Genomic DNA, 17,417 nt, shown 5'->3' with positions numbered 1-17,417 from the left:
TCCCCCATGGCCGCAGAGGCGCAACCGGCCGCAACACTGTCCACAACGCGCAACTCGGCGGTCTTCCCGCTGGTCAGCCCTCACCCTCCGGGCCGTTCGCCGCGCGTTCCCCCGCCGACCGCGTCTCGTCCTCGCGCCGGTCGTCCCCTCGCTGGCGCAGTTCGTCCGGACGCTGTTCGGCCTGATCCGCCGCCTGCGGGGCCTCCCGCCAGCCGTTGTCGTCCGTCCGCTGGAGCAGCGCGAACGACGCCCCTTGATTGTCCGTGACGACCGCCACATTTCCGTACGAGGTGTCGAACGGCGGCACCTGCACCCGGCCCCCGAGCCTGCTGACGGTCCCGAGCGCGGCCTCGCAGTCCTCCGTGCCGAAGTGGACCAGGAAGTGCGGCGGCATCTCCGCCGGGAAGACGTCCGTGAGCGTGGCGCGGCCGAAGTCGGGGGTGGCGTCCGGGCCGAAGAGGGCCTCGTGGAACAGATGGGCGTAGAAGGAGTTGGCCGCCTTGGTGTCACGGGTGTAGAGCTCGGCCCACGCGAACGTGCCGGGCTCGTGGCGCCGGCCGAAGCCGGGGTGCGCGGCGGCCTGCCAGAGGCCGAAGACCGCGCTCTCCGGGTCCGTGGCGAGCGCGGCGGTACCGAGGCCGCCGACCGGGGTGGGCGGGGTGATCACCTGACCGCCGGCCGCGACGATCCGGGCGGTGAGCGCGAGCGCGTCCGGGGTCGCGAAGTGGACCGTCCACACCGTGGGGAGGCGGCCGTCGGGTTTGGGCGCGAGGGCGGCGACGGGGGCGCCCTCGACGTGCGCCCACACCTCGTGCGCGCCGTTCCCGGGGGCCACCGCGAAGGTCCACCCGAAGAGTTCGCCGTAGAACCGCTTGCCCGCTTCCACATCGGGCAACTGGGCGTCCACCCAGCAGGGGACACCCTCGGGATACGGGGTCTCATCGGCCATAGGCCCAAGCTAAAGGCGTACGTGACGGCGCGCGCGCCGGGCGCGTCCGCTCGCGTGGGGTGCCCTCCGGGTGGGGCGCCTGGGAACTCGGGGTACGGGTGCGCCGGCGGCCGCGGGTGCGTGGGGGTTGCTCGTGCAGTTCCCCCGCCCCTGGAAAGGGACCTGCGGCCCTTTCCAGGGGAAAAGCAGGGGCGTAGCCCCGCTTTTCAGGGGCGCGGGGAACTGCGCGACCAGCCCCCACCGGACGGACACCTGGGGGGTCGAAGGGGCACAGCCCCTTGAGGATGGGACGGGTAGGGGCGGCGGGGGCGAAAGAAATTGGCCAAACCACCCCCTCCCCACCCCCCGAACCCCTTGGTGAAGCCCACACTCCCCATTTGCACTCGGCCGAATCGCGCTCCGATCACCCCTCGGTAAGCTGACGGCATGACAGGACAAGTGCGTACCGTCGACGGCCGCGTGGCCGGCCGACGAGGGCAGGCGACTCGGCAGAAGCTGCTCGACTGCCTCAGCGAGATGCTCAGCTCGTCGCCCTACCGGGACGTCAAAGTCATTGATGTCGCCCGGAAGGCGGGCACTTCACCCGCGACCTTCTACCAGTACTTCCCGGACGTCGAGGGCGCCGTCCTGGAGATTGCCGAGCAAATGGCCGCCGAGGGCGCCACGTTGACGCGTCTCCTCGAAGGCCGCTCCTGGGTGGGCAAGGCCGGCTGGCAGACAGCCCAGGAACTCGTCGACGGATTCCTGGAGTTCTGGCGCAGGAACGACGCCATCCTCCGCGTCGTGGACCTGGGCGCCGCCGAGGGCGACAAACGCTTCTACAAGATCCGCATGAAGATCCTGAACTCGGTCACCAACTCCCTCTCGGACACGGTCGCCGAGCTCCAGGCCAAGGGCCGCGTCGACAAGGACGTGAACCCGGCGGCCCTCGCCGGTTCCCTCGTCGCCATGCTCGCCTCGGTCTCCGGCCACCAGAAGGGCTTCCAGACCTGGGGCGTGAAGCAGGCCGAACTGAAGCCCAACCTGGCCCTGTTGGTCCACCTGGGCATCACCGGCAAGAAGCCCACGAAGTAGCCAGGAGCCCCCGGGCACGCCCCCGGACGCGATTCCTGTCACGCAGACGGCACCCTCACCCGAGGAGTGCCGCCTGCCGCGTTCACGGGACCGGCCCCTCAGCGCTCGGCTGCCCTCGGCGCTCGGCTGCCCTCAGCGCTCGACAACCCGCAGCACTCGGCAACCCTCAGCGGCGCACGATCCGGAACACCCGTATCTCCCGGTCCACCCGGGCCTGATACGTCGAGTACGGCGGCCAGAACCGCAGCAACTCCTTCCACACCGCGGCCCGTTCCTCACCGGCCAGCAGATGCGCGGTGACGGGGATGTCCTGCCCCTTCCAGTTGATCTCGGCGTCGGGGTGGGCCAGCAGGTTGGCGCTCCAGGCAGGGTGACCGGGGCGACCGAAGTTCGACCCCACGAGGATCCAACTGCCGCCCGCGTCCTCGGGCATACAGGCCAGCGGCGTACGACGCGGCACGCCGCTGCGCGCACCGGTCGCGGTCAGCACGACCCCGGGCAGCAACTGCGCGCTGAGCAGCACCCGGCCCCGGGTGACCCGGTGCACAGCACGGTCCAGAGCGGGTATGACGTGCGGCGCGACCCGGGCGAACACGGGTGCCGAGGACACCTTCTGCACCAGCCGTACGCCCATGTCCTTGATCCCCACGGTCATCCCCGCAGCACCTCTCGAAGCCATCAGCCCCGCACCTCCTCGCGTACACCCCGCCCGTCGGGCTCCCGCCCACCGGGACCCCGTCCACCGACACCCTGGCCGTCACGTTCCCCGCCCGCACGGTCACAGTCCTCGCCGGCCCGACCGTCGCGAGCCCGCCCCTCGCCCGTGAAGACCCCCGCCACGTCGGCCGCCCGCCCCCGCAGCCGGTGCACCGGCCCGAAGAGCAGTTCGTCCCCGGCCGCCCGCTTGAAGTACAGCTGTGCCTCGTGCTCCCAGGTGAACCCGATCCCGCCGTGCAGCTGGATCCCCTCCCCGGCGGCCACCCGCAGGGCCTCCAGCGCCTGGGCGAGCGCCAGCCCACCGACCCGCTCGCCGCCCCGTTCACCGCCCCGACCACCCGCTCCGGGGGCCGCGGTGGCCGCCCAGGCCGCGTAGTACGCCGCCGACCGGGCCGCCCGCACCCGTACGTACACCTCCGCGAGCCGGTGCTTCACCGCCTGGAACGACCCGATCGGCCGCCCGAACTGCTCCCGCTGCATCACATACGCGACCGTCCGCTCCAGCACCCGGTCGGCGGCGCCCACGGCCTCCGCGGCGAGCACGGCCGCCGCCGCGTCCCCGACCCGAGCCAGGGCGCCCGGCACGTCAGCCTCGTCATCGTCACCCAGCAACTCGCCCCGCGCATCGCGCAGTTCGAGCCGGGCCACCGGTCGCGTCTCGTCGACGGAGGTCTGCCGCACCCGCACGAGCCCACCGCCGTCCCCGCCGCAGTCCCCGGCGCCGACCCCGGGACCGACCCCCACACCGTCCCCACCCTCCCCTCTCCCCGCCCGTACGGCGAACAGCAGAGTCCGCGAGCGGGCGTACCCCCCGACGTGCGCGGCGACGACCAGCAGTCCCGCGCTGTGCCCGTCGAGTACCTGCCCGGCCTCCCCGTAGAGCCGCCACCCGTCCCCGTCCCTGCGTGCCTGGACGCCGCCGGCCCGACCGCCGCCCGACCAGGCACCCCTGTTGTCCCCGGTCAGGGCCAGCGCGATGGAGAGAGCGCCGCCCGCCACCACGAGGGCGCCGGTGAGCCGACCGGAGGCGAGCAGAGGCAGCAGTTCGGCACGCTGCCGCTCGCTGCCGAGGGCGAGGACCAGAGGAGCGACGAGGACCGAGGTGGACAGCAAGGGAGAAGGCGCCAGCGATCGCCCCACCTCCTCTCCCGCCAGGGCGAGTTCGGTCATCGAGCACCCCACGCCGCCGTACGGCTCGGGAAGTGCGAGCCCCGGCAGCCCGAGCTGGTCGGAGAGGGCGGCCCACAGCCCGGCGTCGTACCCCGCCTCCGTCCGCACGGCGGCCCGGACCTCCTCCGGACCACAGCGCTTGAGCAGCAACTCCCTTACGGTGCGCCGGATCTCCTCCTGCTCGGCGGTGAAGCGGGCATCCATGGACGGTCCCCCTTCCGTTCCCCCAGCTACGCTCTCCGGATCTGACGGTCCGTCATATTAGGCCGGAAGCCCACCGAAGCACAGGGCTGGCGCGCAGAGTCACCGACGAAGTCGACACAGGCAACACAGACTGCCCGGGCCGCCCAGGCCGCCCAGGTTCACGAACCCCAGATCTGATGTACCGTCAGATTCATGAGCCGACGAAACGTCGCGATCGCCGGCGTCGCCCTGTCCGACTGCGGCCGGGTGGACGACGCGACCGCGTACGCGCTCCACGCGCAGGCGGCCCGCCGGGCCCTCGCCGACGCGGGGCTGGACCGCACCGCGATCGACGGCCTGGCCTCGGCCGGCCTCGGGACGCTGGCCCCGGTGGAGGTGGCGGAGTATCTGGGCCTGCGACCCACCTGGGTGGACTCCACGTCCGTCGGGGGCTCGACCTGGGAGGTGATGGCGGCGCACGCGGCGGACGCGATCGCCGCCGGGCACGCGAACGTCGTCCTCCTCGTCTACGGCTCCACGGCCCGCGCGGACATCAAGGCGGGGCGCCGGACCGGCACCCTCTCCTTCGGGGCGCGCGGTCCCCTCCAGTACGAGGTCCCCTACGGGCACACCCTGATCGCCAAGTACGCCATGGCCGCGCGCCGCCACATGCACGAGTACGGCACGACCCTGGAACAGCTGGCCTCGGTGGCCGTACAGGCCCGGGCGAACGCTGCGGCGAACCCCGAGGCGATGTTCCGCACGCCGATCACGGTCGACGACGTGCTGTCGTCCGCGCCCATCGCCGACCCCTTCACCAAGCTGCACTGCTGCATCCGCTCCGACGGGGGCGCGGCGGTCGTGCTGGCGGCCGAGGAGTACGTGCGGGACTGCCGGCCGACGACCCCCGTCTGGATCCTCGGCACCGGCGAGTACACCTCGCACACGACCATGTCCGAGTGGCCCGACTTCACCGTCTCCCCGGCGGCGGTCAGCGGGCGCCTGGCCTTCGAACGCGCCGGAGTGCGACCCGCGGAGATCGACTTCGCCGAGATCTACGACGCCTTCACGTACATGACCCTCGTGGCCCTGGAGGACCTAGGGTTCTGCGCCAAGGGTGAGGGCGGCGCCTTCGTGGAGAAGGACCGCCTGACGCTGACCGGCGACCTCCCCGTCAACACCGACGGCGGCGGCCTCTCCGCCCAACACCCCGGCATGCGCGGCCTCTTCCTGCTGGTGGAGGCCGTACGCCAACTACGCGGCGAGGCGGGATCCCACCAGATCCACACCCCCAGCGGCGCCCTCCCCGGCCTGGCCGTCGCCTCGGGCACGGGTGGCTGGTTCTGCTCGTCGGGGACGGTGGTGCTGGGACGGGGGTGAGCGGCCGGGAACAGGCGGCGGAGCCGGGTTGCTGAGGTGACTCGGCAGAGAGAACGCCCCAGGCATTCCGGAGGAAGTGACATGGCACTGTCCCGCAAGGAGCGCGAGGAGTTTCTGGCCGAGGCTCATGTGGCCGCGTTGGCGGTGGACGCGGGGGACGGACGGGCCCCGCTCACGGTGCCGATCTGGTACCAGTACGAGCCCGGCGGCGACATCTGGGTCATGACCGGCCGGGACTCCCGCAAGAACCGGCTGATCCAGGCCGCCGGACGTTTCACCCTGATGATCGACCGGCTGGAGCCCACCATCCGCTACGTCTCCGTCGAGGGCCCCGTCACCGACACGACCCCCGCGACCCTCGGCGAGCTCCGGGAGATCTCCGCCCGCTACCTCCCGCCCGAGAAGGTCGACGGGTACGTGGACTTCTCCTCCGCCAACCACGGCGACCAGGTCGTCATCCACATGCGCCCCGAACGGTGGGTCTCGTCCGACCTGGGCACGGTGTGAGACCGTCCCACCCATGATCGAGCCCCCTTCCCGCCCCCAGCCCGAGTTCCACGCCCAGGCCGCACCCTCATCCGCCCGCGCATCCGCATCCGCACCCACCCCGTCCCAGCCGTCCGCGTTCGTCCAGGCGCTGCGTGGGCTGCGCGTCTGGGATCCGCAGGTCAGCGCCCTGCCCCTGTTCGACCCGGCCACGGCCCCCGCCGAGCCGGTGCCGCTCTTCGCCGCCTGGTTCGGGGACGTCGTGGCGGCCGGGGAGGTGGAGCCGCACACGATGTCGCTGGCCACGGCCGACGAGGAGGGGCGGCCGGACGTCCGTACGGTGATGCTGCACGACGTGGACGCGCGCGGCTGGCACTTCGCCTCCCACGCCGGAAGCCGCAAGGGCCGGCAGCTCGCGCACCGGCCGTACGCGTCCCTCGGCTTCTACTGGCCCCTCCTCGGCCGCCAGGTACGGGTGCGGGGCCCTGTCGCGGTCGAGCCCGCCGAGGTCGCCCACGCCGACCTGCACGCCCGGTCGACGGGTGCGCTGGCCGCCGCCCTCGTGGGGCACCAGAGCGAGGTCCTGTCCTCGTACGAGGAGTTGGAGCGCGCCTCGGAGGCCGCCTGGGCACGGGCCGAGCGGGAACCGGACGTGCCCGTGCCCTCCTGGACGGCGTACGTCGTGGAGCCGGACGAGGTGGAGTTCTTCCAGGGGGACGCGAAGCGCCGCCACGTACGGCTCAACTACCTTCGCACAAGCGGTGGTTGGGCCACGGAGCTACTGTGGCCCTGAGGCCGCCGAGGGGCACGCCCACCGGCACGCACCGGCGTGTCCACGGCCCGTCGACCGGCACGCCCGCCGACATGTCCACGGGCCCGTCGACCGAACGACATCTCGCCCTCAGACCTTCTCCCACACCGACACGTGCTTGGTGCTGTCGTTCGTGAAGGGCTCCCCCTTCCACCCCGCCCACCGGTCCCGCAGCCGCATCCCGGCCAGCCGCGCCATGAGGTCCAGCTCGGCCGGCCAGACGTACCGGAACGGGATCGACCGGTACTCCGTCCGCCCGTCGACGACCGTCACATGGTGCGACCGCATCCCCTGCGTCGCCACGTCGTACGTGTCGAACCCCAGCCGCTGCGGACCGACCCGGAACGGCACCGCGTTCTGCCCCGGCGGCAGTCTGCGCAGGTCCGGCACCCCGACCTCGATGACGAAGTGACCGCCCCGCACGAGATGGGCGGCGGCGTTGCGGAAGCACTCCACCTGCGCGTCCTGCGTGGTCAGATTGCCGATCGTGTTGAAGACCAGGTAGGCGACGGTGAACCCGGGACCGCCGACCCGTGCCGTGGAGAAGTCCCCGACGGTGACGCCGATGCCGTCGCCGCCCGGCTTGGCCCGCAGCCGCCGCACCATGGCCCGCGAGAGGTCGATCCCGTGCACCGGCACGCCCCGCCGGGCGAGCGGCAGCGCGATCCGCCCGGTGCCGATCCCGAACTCCAACGCCCGCGCGTCCCCTCCCGGCGCGCCCGCGAGGCCGGCGATCAGGTCCACGACAGGGTTGACGGCGTCCGCGCCGAACACCTCGTCGGAGGGGTCGTCCGAGGGGCCGTCGTAGTGCGCGGCGACGGCTTCCCCGAAGTACCCGTCGGGGTCGTCGACAGTCTCGTACTCGTCCACGATGCCGTCCCCGCTCCCGCTCCCGCTCCCGCTCCCGCTCCCGTTCCCGCTCTCGTTCTCGCTCTTGCTCCCGTTTCCGTTGTCCGAGCTCATCGAATCCCCTCCGGGGTCGGGTCCGTGGCCAGTCGGGCGTGCAGGTGGGCGTCCCGGAACTCGTCCTGGCTCCCCTCGGCGAACGCCGCCCCGCGCATGAGCCCCTCGTACGAGAACCCGCACAGCTCGGCGATACGGCAGGACGCGGCATGGCCGACGACGTGGTCGAGTTCGAGCCGGTGGATGCCGAGTTCGGTGAACGTCCAGCGGGCGGCGAGGTCGAGGGCCCGGGTGGCGACCCGGCGGCCACGGGCCTCGGGCAGCACCCAGTAGCCGACGACGGCCCGGCGCATGTGCGCGTCGATCCCGCTCAGCCCGACCTGCCCGAGGGTCGCGCCGCTCTCCACGTCCGCGATCCGGAAGGCCACGGTCGTGCCCTCCGCGTCGGACTCGGCGCGCCGCCGCAGCGACTCCCGGGCGCCCTCGAAACTCGCGTCCCACACCAGAGGGGTGTTCCATCGCCGGAAATCGGGGTCGGTACGCCCCCGCAGCCACGCCTCGACATCGGCGTCGGACTCGGCGTCCCAGGCACACAGGCGCAGTCCGTGCCCGTACGGCTCGGCGGAAGAGCCGGTGGACGAGTCGGTGGACGTTCCGGTGGAAGGGCCGGGAGAGGGTTCGGGAGTAGGTTCAGGGCAGGGATCCGGCACACACTCATCAGTACGGCTCACCCGCCCATTGAAACGCGTACCGCCTCACGAACGCGCGCGAAATACGGGCACCACGAACTCCCCCGCTTCCCGGAACACCACCTCCAGCTCCATCCCCACCCGCAGCCCACCGGCCTTCTCCCCGGTCTTCTCGCCGACCTTCTCCCCGGGCTCCTCCACGACCTCGGTCATCATCCGGGGACCCTCGACGAGGTCGACGACGGCGGGGACGTACGGAGTCCGCTCGCCGAAGGGCGGCAGGTCGTTGCGGTGGACGACGGACCAGGTGTAGAGCACGGCGCGCCCGGAGGCCTCCTCCCACCGCACGTCCTCGCTCCAGCAGTAGGGGCAGAACTCGCGCGGGTAGTGGTGGGCGCGTCCACAGCCCGTCGCCCCGCACCGCCGCAGCAGCAACCGCCCGTCGGCGGCGGCGTCCCAGTACGTACGACTGAGGCCGTCGGCCTCCGGCTGATCGAACCGCACGCCCTCGCCACCCCTCACCATCCGGCTCCCCTCCCGCGTCAGAACAGCCCCAACGCGCTGTCCACCGACCACGTCTGCCACGACATCCCGAACAGTGCCACGACCGAGATGAGCGCCATCATCGAGTTCTGCCCCTGCTCGGCCCAGTCGTGGATCATCAGCACGAGATAGAGGAGATTGAGCACCAGCCCGCCGACGAGCGCGATCGGCGTGAGGAATCCGAGCACCAGCCCCAGCCCGAGGGCGAGTTCGGCGTAGACGACGACATAGGCCATGACTTTCTGCCGAGGCCTGACCACCACGTCGAACCCACCGCGCACCGCTCCCCACCGATGCTTCTCCGCGACCCCCGCCGCCCAGGCGATCCCGGCCCCCTCCTGGAACCAGGCCCTCTTGTCCTTGTGCCGCCAGCTCTCCAGCCACCACAGCCCGAGCCCGATACGGAGCACGGCCACCCATTCGGCACCGCTGAGCCAGATCGTCTCCATGGACATCGCCCTTCCGCACCCACGCGGGAATCTGACGGTACGTCAGTTCAGCGGATGGGGGATGGATGCGCAAGAGACGCGCACCGGCCGACAGGACCCGCAGGCGCTCCCGCGAAGTCCCGTCCGCCCCGTGTTCTACGGAACGAACCCCATCGGCATGGCGCGCCCGTACAGCTCGTCCAGTCCGACGAGCGACACGTGTCCGCCCTCCGCCTCCGCTCGGAGCGCGTCGCTGAAACCCGCCGCGCCGAAGCACACCAGTCGGCAGTGCCCCGCGTCCATGCCCCGCCCCACGAGCAGGTCCCTCGCCCGACGCAGCCGCTCCAGATGCGGGATCCCCATGACGGTCCCCCACTTGGCCTCGCCGAGCAGGGCAACGGCCGGACGGCTCCCTCCGCTTCCCTGCTCGACCACGGCCACGTCGACCTGGATCTGTCGACGCGTCTTCGGATCGCTCACCACACCGCCGCCGACCTCCCCCAGGGAGCTACGCAGCAAGGACCGCCCCGGACCGAGCACGTACTCCCGGCACATCGCCTCGAAGTGCGGCCCTGTCACCTGCGCCGCGAAGCGCTCCGCCGAGCCGGCCCAGACCTCCGCGGCCTGCCCGCTCTCCAGCCGCGTCCAGGAAGGACGCATGACCGCCTCGTAGAAATTGATCAGTGGCTCGACGATTCGGTACTGCGACTTCCCCGCCCGGAAGAGGTCCGCCTCGCGGGCGAGCAGGTGGCTGTCCTCCAGGACGTTGAGCGGATGCGAGATGTCGACGGACTTGCGACCGATGTAGCCCGCGATGCCACCGCGCGTCGTGTTTCCCTGGGCGACCGCCGCGAGTACCGAGTGGTACAGCGCGGTATCACGGATGTCGGCCTCCTCGGCGAGCAGATAGCGCGCTTCCCGGAAGAGTGGACTGAACGGCGACAGGACCGTGCGGCAGATCCAGTCGTCGAAGTCCCCCAGGCTCACCGGAACGTCGTCCGCCAGGAACTGGCGACGGTAGGCGGGCGTCCCCCCGAGGACGGCGTGCAGCCGGGCGGCCAGGGCGGGTTCGGCCGCGACACCCCAGAAGTCGGCTGCCGCCCGGTAGCCGAAGGGGCGTACGACGAGTTCGAGTTGCGCCCGGCCGCGCAGGGGTGCGGTGCTCGCGAGGAGCCCACCCATCACGGACATCGCCGAACCGCACAGCAGAAGCCTCATCGTGCTCCGCTCGGCCTGAAAACGGTCGATCTCACGCTGAATGAGCGACGGCAGCTCCGGGGCGACCTTCGCCAGGTACGGAAACTCGTCGATGACCACGAGGAACGGCGCGCCGGACGCCGATGATGCTCCGGACGCCGAAGACGCACCGGACCTCGAAGACGCGTCGGCACCCTGCCGACCGGCGGCCGGGACGCCCCGTTGGGCGGGGGCGGCCGCCGCCTCGGGCACGGCGAGTCCGAAGAGATAGGAGACCGCGTCGTCCCAGTCGGCGAACGAGAAAGGCACGGGGGACCCCACGAAATCAGCGAGCGCGGCGCTGAACTGACGCAGGGACTCCGCCGCGGTCCCGGCCGTCGCCCCGAAGTAGAACCCGCCCCGTTCCTCGACGAGTGCCCGCAGCAGATAGGTCTTGCCCATGCGCCGTCTGCCGCTGACGATCCCGAGCATGGCGTGCGACAGCGTGCGTCCGGCGAAGGCGGTGAGGGCGTTCCACTCCGCGGCCCGGTCGAATACGTGTGACGGCTTACCCGGCGGTCCCTGCTGCACGGCCCTCCTTAGGAGTACATCCCTAAGGAGGATACTCCTAACACCTGCACTTCGCTCGGAGACACCCTCCCCCCACATTCCGAGCGGACTACGCCACCGACCCCACCCACCCCTCCTACACCCGTGATCAATCCGCAACCAATTCCGGTCTTGACCGAGACCCAACAAGTGAGCAGGTGAATACGCTCAGGCACATGGCCGACTCCACTGCCCCCGCCGACTCCACCGCGTCCGCGGGGCCCGCGACCCCCGCCCCCGCCGACCGCCCCGTCTACGTGATCGGCGGCGGACCCGGTGGACTGGCCGTCGCGTACGCGCTGCGGGCCCGGGGCGTGCGGGCGGTCGTGCTGGAGAAGTCGGACAAGGTCGGGGCGTCCTGGCGGCGGCACTACGACCGGCTGCGCCTGCACACGACCCGGCGCCTGTCGGCGCTGCCCGGCCTGCCCATGCCGCGCCGCTTCGGCCGGTGGACCTCCCGGGACGACGTCGTGCGGTACCTGGAGAAGTACGCCGAGGTGCACCGGCTGGAGATCGTCACGGGCGTCGAGGTCTCCCGCGTCGAGCGCGGCGCGGACGGCACCGGCTGGCTGCTGCACGCCACCGGCGGCCGCGAGCTGACCGGCGGCGCGGTCGTCGTCGCCACCGGCTACAACCACACGCCCCACATCCCCGACTGGCCCGGCCGGGACTCGTACCAGGGCGAGCTGGTGCACGCCGCCGAGTACCGCAACCCGCAGCCCTACGCCGGCCGGGACGTCCTCGTCGTCGGCATCGGCAACACCGGCGCCGAGATCGCCGTCGACCTCGTCGAGGGCGGGGCTGCGCGCGTCCGGCTCGCGGTGCGGACGGCCCCGCACATCGTGCGCCGGTCGACCGCCGGGTGGGCGGCCCAGTACACGGGTGTCCTCGTACGGCGGCTGCCGGTCGCCCTCGTGGACCGGCTCGCCAAGCCGATGGCGAGACTCAGCGTGCCGGACCTGTCGGCACACGGCCTGGCCCGGCCCGACACCGGCCTCTACTCCCGCGTGCACGAGGGCGCCGTCCCCGTGCAGGACGTCGGCCTCATCGACGCCGTACGGAAGGGGAAGGTCGAGATCGTCGGCCCGGTCGAGGGGTTCGAGGACGGCAAGGTCGCCCTCGGCGACGGCACCCGCGTCGAGACCGACGCCGTGATCGCCGCCACCGGCTACCGGCGGGCCCTGGAGGGACTCGTCGGACACCTCGACGTGCTCGACGAGCGCGGGAAGCCCGTCGTACACGGCGCCCGCACCCCCGCGAACGCCCCCGGCCTGTACTTCACCGGCTTCACCAACCCCATCAGCGGCATGCTCCGCGAACTCGCCCTCGACGCCGAGAAGATCGCCAAGGCGGTCACCAGGACCGGCGGGGTGGCCACCCTCGACGCGATCACCGTACGAATCCGCACCGCACGCTGACCAACCGGGCCACCGCCCCCACGGCCCGGCGAACGCCCCAACGGTCCGGCCACCGCCCCAACGCCGGCGAACGCTTCCAGGCGCCCGCGCGCCCGCGACGGGCGGGCCCCGTCGGCATCGGACGCACCCCGCGTCGGGCGAGCTCGATCCCCGATCACCGAGTCGTCGTTCGCGGGCGACCCCGATCTCCGAGTCGCCGTTTGCGGACGCCCCCGATCGCCGGATCGTCGTTCGCCGGACGCCCCGGTCACAGGTCTGACCGCCGCCCAGCATGGGTACAACCTCCTTACTGCCGCGTAGCTTTGCTCGCACGCCCATTCCTGACAGGGCGTCAGTTCAGTAGTCTGAAATCTGACGTGTCGTCAGATACGTGAACGTCGCCACGTCACTGAATTGGCTGTCACACAGGAGCGGGCGGACCGATGCTTGGATCAACCCACGGCACCCTCACCACCGACTCCCGCCGGGCCCGGGCCATCGCGTGCGGCGAGCACCCCGCACAGGTCGTGCACGGCAGGCCCGCCGAGGCCGGCGACCTCGATGTCAGCGGACGCCCGTTGTACGCAGGCGTCCCCGATCTGGACCGCTTCTTCCGGCCGGAGTCCGTGGCCGTCGTCGGCGCCTCGGACGCGGAGGGCCGGCCGAACACCGGGATCACCCGCCAACTGCTCGCCTGGTCCGAACGCGTCGGCGCCCGGCTCCACCCCGTGCACCCCACCCGCGAGTCGGTCTTCGGCATCCCCTGCGCCCCTTCCGTCGCCGCGCTGCCCGAACAGGTCGACCTCGCCGTCCTCCTCGTCTCCGACCCCCTCCCCGTGATCGGCGAACTGGCCGAGGCCAAGGTGAAGTTCGCCGTCGCCTTCGCCTCCGGCTTCGCCGAGACCGGCGCGGAGGGCGCCGCCGCCCAGGAGCGGCTGGCCGCCGCCGTGGCCCGGGCCGACGGCCTGCGGCTGCTCGGCCCCAACACCAACCTCAACGCCTTCGAGCGCTTCCGCGACGACCTCGACGGCCCGGCGATCGCACTGATCACCCAGTCCGGCCACCAGGGCCGCCCCGTCTTCTCCCTCCAGGAACTCGGCATCCGCCTCTCCCACTGGGCCCCCACCGGCAACGAGGCCGACCTGGAGACCGCCGACTTCATCTCCTACTTCGCCGAACGCCCCGAGGTGGGCGCCATCGCCGCGTACGTCGAGGGCCTCAAGGACGGCCGCGCCTTCCTCCTCGCCGCCGACCGTGCCGCCCGGCGCGGTGTCCCCGTCGTCGCCGTCAAGGTCGGCCGCACCGAGACCGGCGCCCGGACCGCCGCCTCCCACACCGGCAAGCTCACCGGCGCGGACGCAGTCGTCGACGCGGCGATGCGGCAGTTCGGAGTGATCCGCGTCGACGGGCTCGACGAACTCCAGGACACGGCGACCCTGTTGGCACGGGCGGGGCGACCGCGCGTCCCGGGGTCGCCCGTGGCGAGGCCCGAAGGCGTCGTCGTCTATTCGATCTCGGGCGGCACGGGCGCGCACTTCGCCGACCTGGCCACCGAGGCCGGACTGCCCCTCCCCACACTCTCCGAGGCCAAGCAGGCCGAGCTGCACCAGTGGATCCCCGACTATCTGAGCGTCGCCAACCCCGTCGACAACGGCGGCCACCCGGTGGGCGACTGGCGCGGCCCCCGCATCCTCGACGCGATCCTCGACGACCCGGAGGTGGGGGTGCTGATCTGCCCCATCACCGGCCCCTTCCCGCCCATGAGCGACAAGCTCGCCCAGGACCTGGTGGACGCGGCGGAGCGGACGGACAAGCTGGTGTGCGTGGTGTGGGGGTCGCCGGTGGGCACCGAGGCCGCGTACCGCGAGACGCTGCTCGGGTCGTCCCGGGTGGCGACCTTCCGCACCTTCGCCAACTGCATCACGGCCGTCCGCGCCCACCTCGACCACTCCCGCTTCACGGCCGCCTACCGCTCCCCCTTCGACGAGGCACCCCGCTCCCCCTCGCCCTCCTTCCGCAAGGCGCAGGCGCTGATGCGGCCGGGGCAGCAGCTGAGCGAGCACGCGGCCAAGCAGTTGCTGCGGGCGTACGGCATCCGCGTGCCGCGCGAGCAGTTGGTGACCAGCGCGGCGGCGGCCGTACGCGCGGCGAGCCTCGTCGGCTACCCGGTGGTGATGAAGGCGTCCGGCGCGAGCATCGCCCACAAGACGGAGCTCGGCCTGGTGAAGATCGGCCTGACCTCCGCGAGCCAGATCCGCGACGCCTATCGCGAACTCACCGACATCGCCCGCTACGAGGACGTCTCCCTCGACGGGGTACTGGTGTGCCAGATGGTGGAGCGGGGCGTGGAGATGGTCGTGGGCGTGACCCACGACGACCTCTTCGGGCCCACGGTCACCGTCGGCCTCGGCGGTGTCCTCGTGGAGGTGCTCCGCGACTCCGCCGTACGGGTGCCGCCCTTCGGCGAGGACCAGGCCCACGCCATGCTCGCCGAACTGCGCGGGCGGGCCCTGCTGGACGGGGTGCGCGGGGCTCCCCCGTCCGACGTGGACGCCCTCGTGGAGGTCGTGCTCCGCGTGCAGCGCATGGCGCTCGAACTCGGGGACCAGATAGCGGAGCTGGACATCAACCCCCTGATGGTGCTGCCGAGGGGGCAGGGGGCGGTGGCCCTGGACGCGCTGGCAGTGTGCCGCTGAGCGCCGACGCGCGAGGAAGGCACCGCACACACCCAGGAGAACGATCACTCCCCGTAAGAATCGGAGCACCCACATGTCCGCTTCCCCCCTTGAACATCCCGAAAAATCCCGTGACTCATTGATACGGCACGCCACTGACAACGCCGTCTCGTGGATCACGCTCAACCGCCCCGAGGCGATGAACGCCATCACCCCCGACCAGCGAGAACACCTCATCCGGCTCCTCCGCGAGGCCTCCGCCGACCACACCGTGCGCGCGGTGGTGATCACGGCCACGGGCCGCGGCTTCTGCGCGGGCGCGGACCTGCGGGGCTCGGCGACGGACGGCGGGGAGCGGGTGCCCGGTGACGTGGCGCGCGTCATCCGGCTCGGCGCCCAGCGCCTGATCGCGGCCGTACTCGACTGCGAGAAGCCGGTGATCGCGGCGGTGAACGGCACCGCGGCCGGTATCGGCGCGCACCTCGCTTTCGCCTGCGACCTGGTCCTGGCGGCCGAAGAGGCCCGTTTCATCGAGGTGTTCGTCCGGCGCGGGCTGGTCCCCGACGGCGGCGGCGCGTATCTGCTCCCCCGGCTCATCGGCCCGCGGCGGGCGAAGGAGCTGATGTTCTTCGGCGACGCCCTGTCCGCCGCCGAGGCGGAGCGCCTCGGCCTCGTCAACCGTGTCGTCCCCGCCGAGGACCTGGAGAAGACGGCCCGCGCGTGGGCGGAACGCCTGGCCGCCGGCCCGACCCGGGCCCTGGCTTCGACCAAGCACCTGGTCAACACCTCCCTCGACACCGACCGCGCCACCGCCTTCGCCGCCGAGGCCGCCGCGCAGGAGATCAACATGACGACGGCCGACGCCCAGGAGGGCGTAGCGAGCTTCGTGGATCGACGGACACCGCGTTTCGAGGGCCGCTGACGGCTGAGGCCGCGTCGGCATGAGCCTTCACTTCTGACGGGCCGTCAGCTCTAATGACTCACGTGATGGGACACGCGGGAATGGCGGCAGCCGCCGTCCGCTATCTGAGAGCGGCCCCGGCGGACAGGGTCCGTGGGGCGGCGCACGCGCCCCCGGTCGTCGACGCCCTGCCCCGCCCGGACCTGCGCTGCGTCGGCGAGCACGAGCGGGCACCGGTCGACCAGGCCGAGTTCCGCCGCGTCCTGGGCCACTTCGCGACGGGCGTCACGGTGATCACGGCCCCGGGAACCCCACCGGCCGACGCCCCCGCCGCGCGCCCCGGTGAACGCACCGGCACGCGTCCCGGTGAGCGCACCGGCGCGCACGCCGACGGCGACCTCCACGGTCAACCCTCCGACCTCCCCGCCGGCTTCGCCTGCCAGTCCTTCTCCGCGCTCTCCCTCGACCCGCCCCTCGTCGTCTTCATGGTCGGCCGTACGTCGACGACCTGGCCCCGGATCGCCCGCGCGGGCGTGTTCTGCGTGAACATACTCGGCGCGGACCAGGGCGAGTTGTGCCGGCGGTTCGCGGTGAGCGGCGCGGACAAGTTCGCCGACGTCGACCACACCCCGGCCCCCGCGACGGGCTCCCCCCGCCTCACCGGCGCCCCCGCCTGGATCGACTGCACGATCCAGGCCGTGCACCCGGGCGGCGACCACCTGATCGTGGTGGGCCGCGTGGAGTCCCTGGGCACCGACACCGAAGCGACACCACCGCTGCTGTTCCACCGGGGCCGATTCGGCGGCTTGACGCTCGACTAGGCCGCCGACACCGCCCCGCCCACGAGCAGCAGACACAGAGTGGCCAGCGTGCCCCAGAGGATGATCGCCGCGCAGGGTTGCACCGGGCGGCCCCTGTCGGCGCGTACAAGGGTGTGGTGGGTGACCATGGCCGGAGGCAGGGCCGCCGCGTACAGCACAAGGCCGGGGAGCAGCCAGGACGGTACGGCCAGGCCGGGCAGCACCCAGAGGCTGCAGGCGGGCGGGATCCACCACCACGCGACCCTGCCGGTGAGCTGCCGCGCCGTCCAGTGCGCGAGCGCCACGGCCGGGAGCACGTACGCCACGCTCATGAGGGCGGCAGCGAAAAGAATCAGGAGGAGCAGCAGCGGGGAGAGCAGCAACAGCCCTAAGGACGCTGCGGGCGCCCGCCCCGAGTCGAGTCCGACCAGAAGAAGGACCGCGCACGACAGCCCGCCCTCCGCGCCCAGTACTGCCATGGACACAGCGGACGGCGCCGCGCCCGCGCGAGCCCCTCTCTCGCCCC

Annotated in this window: 17 protein-coding genes; 8 read left to right on the top strand and 9 right to left on the bottom strand. The window is 72.2% G+C overall.

Going from position 1 to position 17,417, the window contains the following annotated elements; translation table 11 throughout:
* Positions 1-73 precede the first annotated feature (73 nt).
* Positions 74-949: an AfsK-binding protein KbpA gene (gene kbpA, locus ACZ9QC_RS23845; protein ID WP_472914976.1), complete on the bottom strand. Its 876-nt coding sequence runs from the start codon at positions 947-949 to the stop codon at positions 74-76.
* 426 nt (positions 950-1,375) lie between these two features.
* Here kbpA and ACZ9QC_RS23840 point away from each other — a divergent pair, with 426 nt between their 5' ends.
* Positions 1,376-2,023, top strand: a complete 648-nt coding sequence (locus tag ACZ9QC_RS23840; RefSeq protein ID WP_472914975.1) for a TetR family transcriptional regulator — start codon at positions 1,376-1,378, stop codon at positions 2,021-2,023.
* A 166-nt stretch (positions 2,024-2,189) separates the two neighbouring features.
* Here ACZ9QC_RS23840 and ACZ9QC_RS23835 read toward each other — a convergent pair whose 3' ends face one another.
* Positions 2,190-2,678 carry a nitroreductase/quinone reductase family protein gene (locus ACZ9QC_RS23835; RefSeq protein ID WP_472914974.1) on the bottom strand — a complete coding sequence of 163 codons (489 nt, stop codon included), beginning with the start codon at positions 2,676-2,678 and terminating at the stop codon, positions 2,190-2,192.
* A 23-nt stretch (positions 2,679-2,701) separates the two neighbouring features.
* Positions 2,702-4,114 (bottom strand): acyl-CoA dehydrogenase family protein, encoded by a 1,413-nt coding sequence (locus tag ACZ9QC_RS23830; protein ID WP_472914973.1) that lies wholly within the window; start codon positions 4,112-4,114, stop codon positions 2,702-2,704.
* A 192-nt stretch (positions 4,115-4,306) separates the two neighbouring features.
* On the opposite strand from ACZ9QC_RS23830, the gene ACZ9QC_RS23825 reads away from it, so the two are divergent.
* The 3 genes from ACZ9QC_RS23825 to ACZ9QC_RS23815 all read left to right on the top strand — a co-directional run bounded on the left by ACZ9QC_RS23825 (position 4,307) and on the right by ACZ9QC_RS23815 (position 6,752).
* The gene (locus ACZ9QC_RS23825; RefSeq protein ID WP_472914972.1) at positions 4,307-5,473 is read left to right on the top strand and encodes a thiolase C-terminal domain-containing protein; all 1,167 of its coding nucleotides are present in this window, start codon (positions 4,307-4,309) and stop codon (positions 5,471-5,473) included.
* Positions 5,474-5,554: 81 nt separating this feature from the next.
* Positions 5,555-5,980 (top strand): pyridoxamine 5'-phosphate oxidase family protein, encoded by a 426-nt coding sequence (locus ACZ9QC_RS23820; protein WP_472914971.1) that lies wholly within the window; start codon positions 5,555-5,557, stop codon positions 5,978-5,980.
* A 13-nt stretch (positions 5,981-5,993) separates the two neighbouring features.
* On the top strand, positions 5,994-6,752 hold the full coding sequence (locus tag ACZ9QC_RS23815; RefSeq protein WP_472914970.1) for a pyridoxine/pyridoxamine 5'-phosphate oxidase: 759 nt from the start codon (positions 5,994-5,996) through the stop codon (positions 6,750-6,752).
* A gap of 108 nt (positions 6,753-6,860) precedes the next feature.
* Here the strand turns inward: ACZ9QC_RS23815 and ACZ9QC_RS23810 are convergent, their stop codons facing one another.
* The 5 genes from ACZ9QC_RS23810 to ACZ9QC_RS23790 form a co-directional block, all read right to left on the bottom strand.
* Positions 6,861-7,733 (bottom strand): class I SAM-dependent DNA methyltransferase, encoded by an 873-nt coding sequence (locus ACZ9QC_RS23810; RefSeq protein ID WP_472914969.1) that lies wholly within the window; start codon positions 7,731-7,733, stop codon positions 6,861-6,863.
* Complete coding sequence (locus tag ACZ9QC_RS23805; RefSeq protein ID WP_472914968.1) at positions 7,730-8,404, bottom strand: GNAT family N-acetyltransferase; 675 nt, start codon at positions 8,402-8,404, stop codon at positions 7,730-7,732. The genes ACZ9QC_RS23810 and ACZ9QC_RS23805 overlap by 4 nt, the downstream gene beginning before the upstream one ends.
* Positions 8,405-8,428: 24 nt before the next feature.
* Positions 8,429-8,887, bottom strand: a complete 459-nt coding sequence (locus ACZ9QC_RS23800; RefSeq protein WP_316727692.1) for a Zn-ribbon domain-containing OB-fold protein — start codon at positions 8,885-8,887, stop codon at positions 8,429-8,431.
* A gap of 17 nt (positions 8,888-8,904) precedes the next feature.
* Complete coding sequence (locus tag ACZ9QC_RS23795; protein WP_472921781.1) at positions 8,905-9,354, bottom strand: DoxX family protein; 450 nt, start codon at positions 9,352-9,354, stop codon at positions 8,905-8,907.
* Positions 9,355-9,489: 135 nt separating this feature from the next.
* Complete coding sequence (locus tag ACZ9QC_RS23790) at positions 9,490-10,971, bottom strand: AAA family ATPase (protein ID WP_472921780.1); 1,482 nt, start codon at positions 10,969-10,971, stop codon at positions 9,490-9,492.
* 323 nt (positions 10,972-11,294) lie between these two features.
* Between ACZ9QC_RS23790 and ACZ9QC_RS23785 the strand changes: the two genes are divergently transcribed.
* The 4 genes from ACZ9QC_RS23785 (at position 11,295) to ACZ9QC_RS23770 (ending at position 16,912) form a co-directional block, all read left to right on the top strand.
* Positions 11,295-12,536 (top strand): flavin-containing monooxygenase, encoded by a 1,242-nt coding sequence (locus ACZ9QC_RS23785; protein WP_472914967.1) that lies wholly within the window; start codon positions 11,295-11,297, stop codon positions 12,534-12,536.
* Between the two features lie 422 nt (positions 12,537-12,958).
* Positions 12,959-15,211 (top strand): acetate--CoA ligase family protein, encoded by a 2,253-nt coding sequence (locus tag ACZ9QC_RS23780; protein WP_472914966.1) that lies wholly within the window; start codon positions 12,959-12,961, stop codon positions 15,209-15,211.
* Positions 15,212-15,284: 73 nt separating this feature from the next.
* On the top strand, positions 15,285-16,112 hold the full coding sequence (locus tag ACZ9QC_RS23775; protein ID WP_472914965.1) for an enoyl-CoA hydratase/isomerase family protein: 828 nt from the start codon (positions 15,285-15,287) through the stop codon (positions 16,110-16,112).
* A gap of 65 nt (positions 16,113-16,177) precedes the next feature.
* On the top strand, positions 16,178-16,912 hold the full coding sequence (locus ACZ9QC_RS23770) for a flavin reductase family protein (RefSeq protein ID WP_472914964.1): 735 nt from the start codon (positions 16,178-16,180) through the stop codon (positions 16,910-16,912).
* Here the strand turns inward: ACZ9QC_RS23770 and ACZ9QC_RS23765 are convergent.
* Entirely contained in the window at positions 16,909-17,370 is a 462-nt protein-coding gene (locus ACZ9QC_RS23765) for a hypothetical protein (protein WP_472914963.1), read from the bottom strand. The two genes, ACZ9QC_RS23770 and ACZ9QC_RS23765, sit on opposite strands and share 4 nt — an antisense overlap.
* Between the last annotated feature and the right edge of the window lie 47 nt (positions 17,371-17,417).

Source organism: Streptomyces sp. HUAS MS02 (assembly GCF_055702265.1).
This window is presented reverse-complemented; position numbering and strand designations above follow the sequence as displayed.

Bases quoted from the DNA above. Each gene is read 5' to 3' on its own strand.
- ACZ9QC_RS23800 (WP_316727692.1), bottom strand. From the start codon at position 8,887: ATGGTGAGGGGTGGCGAGGGCGTGCGGTTCGATCAGCCGGAGGCCGAC.
- ACZ9QC_RS23785 (WP_472914967.1), top strand. From the start codon at position 11,295: ATGGCCGACTCCACTGCCCCCGCCGACTCCACCGCGTCCGCGGGGCCC.
- ACZ9QC_RS23775 (WP_472914965.1), top strand. From the start codon at position 15,285: ATGTCCGCTTCCCCCCTTGAACATCCCGAAAAATCCCGTGACTCATTG.
- ACZ9QC_RS23765 (WP_472914963.1), bottom strand. From the start codon at position 17,370: ATGGCAGTACTGGGCGCGGAGGGCGGGCTGTCGTGCGCGGTCCTTCTT.
- ACZ9QC_RS23780 (WP_472914966.1), top strand. From the start codon at position 12,959: ATGCTTGGATCAACCCACGGCACCCTCACCACCGACTCCCGCCGGGCC.
- ACZ9QC_RS23815 (WP_472914970.1), top strand. From the start codon at position 5,994: ATGATCGAGCCCCCTTCCCGCCCCCAGCCCGAGTTCCACGCCCAGGCC.
- kbpA (WP_472914976.1), bottom strand. From the start codon at position 949: ATGGCCGATGAGACCCCGTATCCCGAGGGTGTCCCCTGCTGGGTGGAC.
- ACZ9QC_RS23770 (WP_472914964.1), top strand. From the start codon at position 16,178: ATGGGACACGCGGGAATGGCGGCAGCCGCCGTCCGCTATCTGAGAGCG.
- ACZ9QC_RS23835 (WP_472914974.1), bottom strand. From the start codon at position 2,678: ATGACCGTGGGGATCAAGGACATGGGCGTACGGCTGGTGCAGAAGGTG.
- ACZ9QC_RS23810 (WP_472914969.1), bottom strand. From the start codon at position 7,733: ATGAGCTCGGACAACGGAAACGGGAGCAAGAGCGAGAACGAGAGCGGG.
- ACZ9QC_RS23825 (WP_472914972.1), top strand. From the start codon at position 4,307: ATGAGCCGACGAAACGTCGCGATCGCCGGCGTCGCCCTGTCCGACTGC.
- ACZ9QC_RS23790 (WP_472921780.1), bottom strand. From the start codon at position 10,971: ATGGGCAAGACCTATCTGCTGCGGGCACTCGTCGAGGAACGGGGCGGG.
- ACZ9QC_RS23795 (WP_472921781.1), bottom strand. From the start codon at position 9,354: ATGGAGACGATCTGGCTCAGCGGTGCCGAATGGGTGGCCGTGCTCCGT.
- ACZ9QC_RS23840 (WP_472914975.1), top strand. From the start codon at position 1,376: ATGACAGGACAAGTGCGTACCGTCGACGGCCGCGTGGCCGGCCGACGA.
- ACZ9QC_RS23820 (WP_472914971.1), top strand. From the start codon at position 5,555: ATGGCACTGTCCCGCAAGGAGCGCGAGGAGTTTCTGGCCGAGGCTCAT.
- ACZ9QC_RS23830 (WP_472914973.1), bottom strand. From the start codon at position 4,114: ATGGATGCCCGCTTCACCGCCGAGCAGGAGGAGATCCGGCGCACCGTA.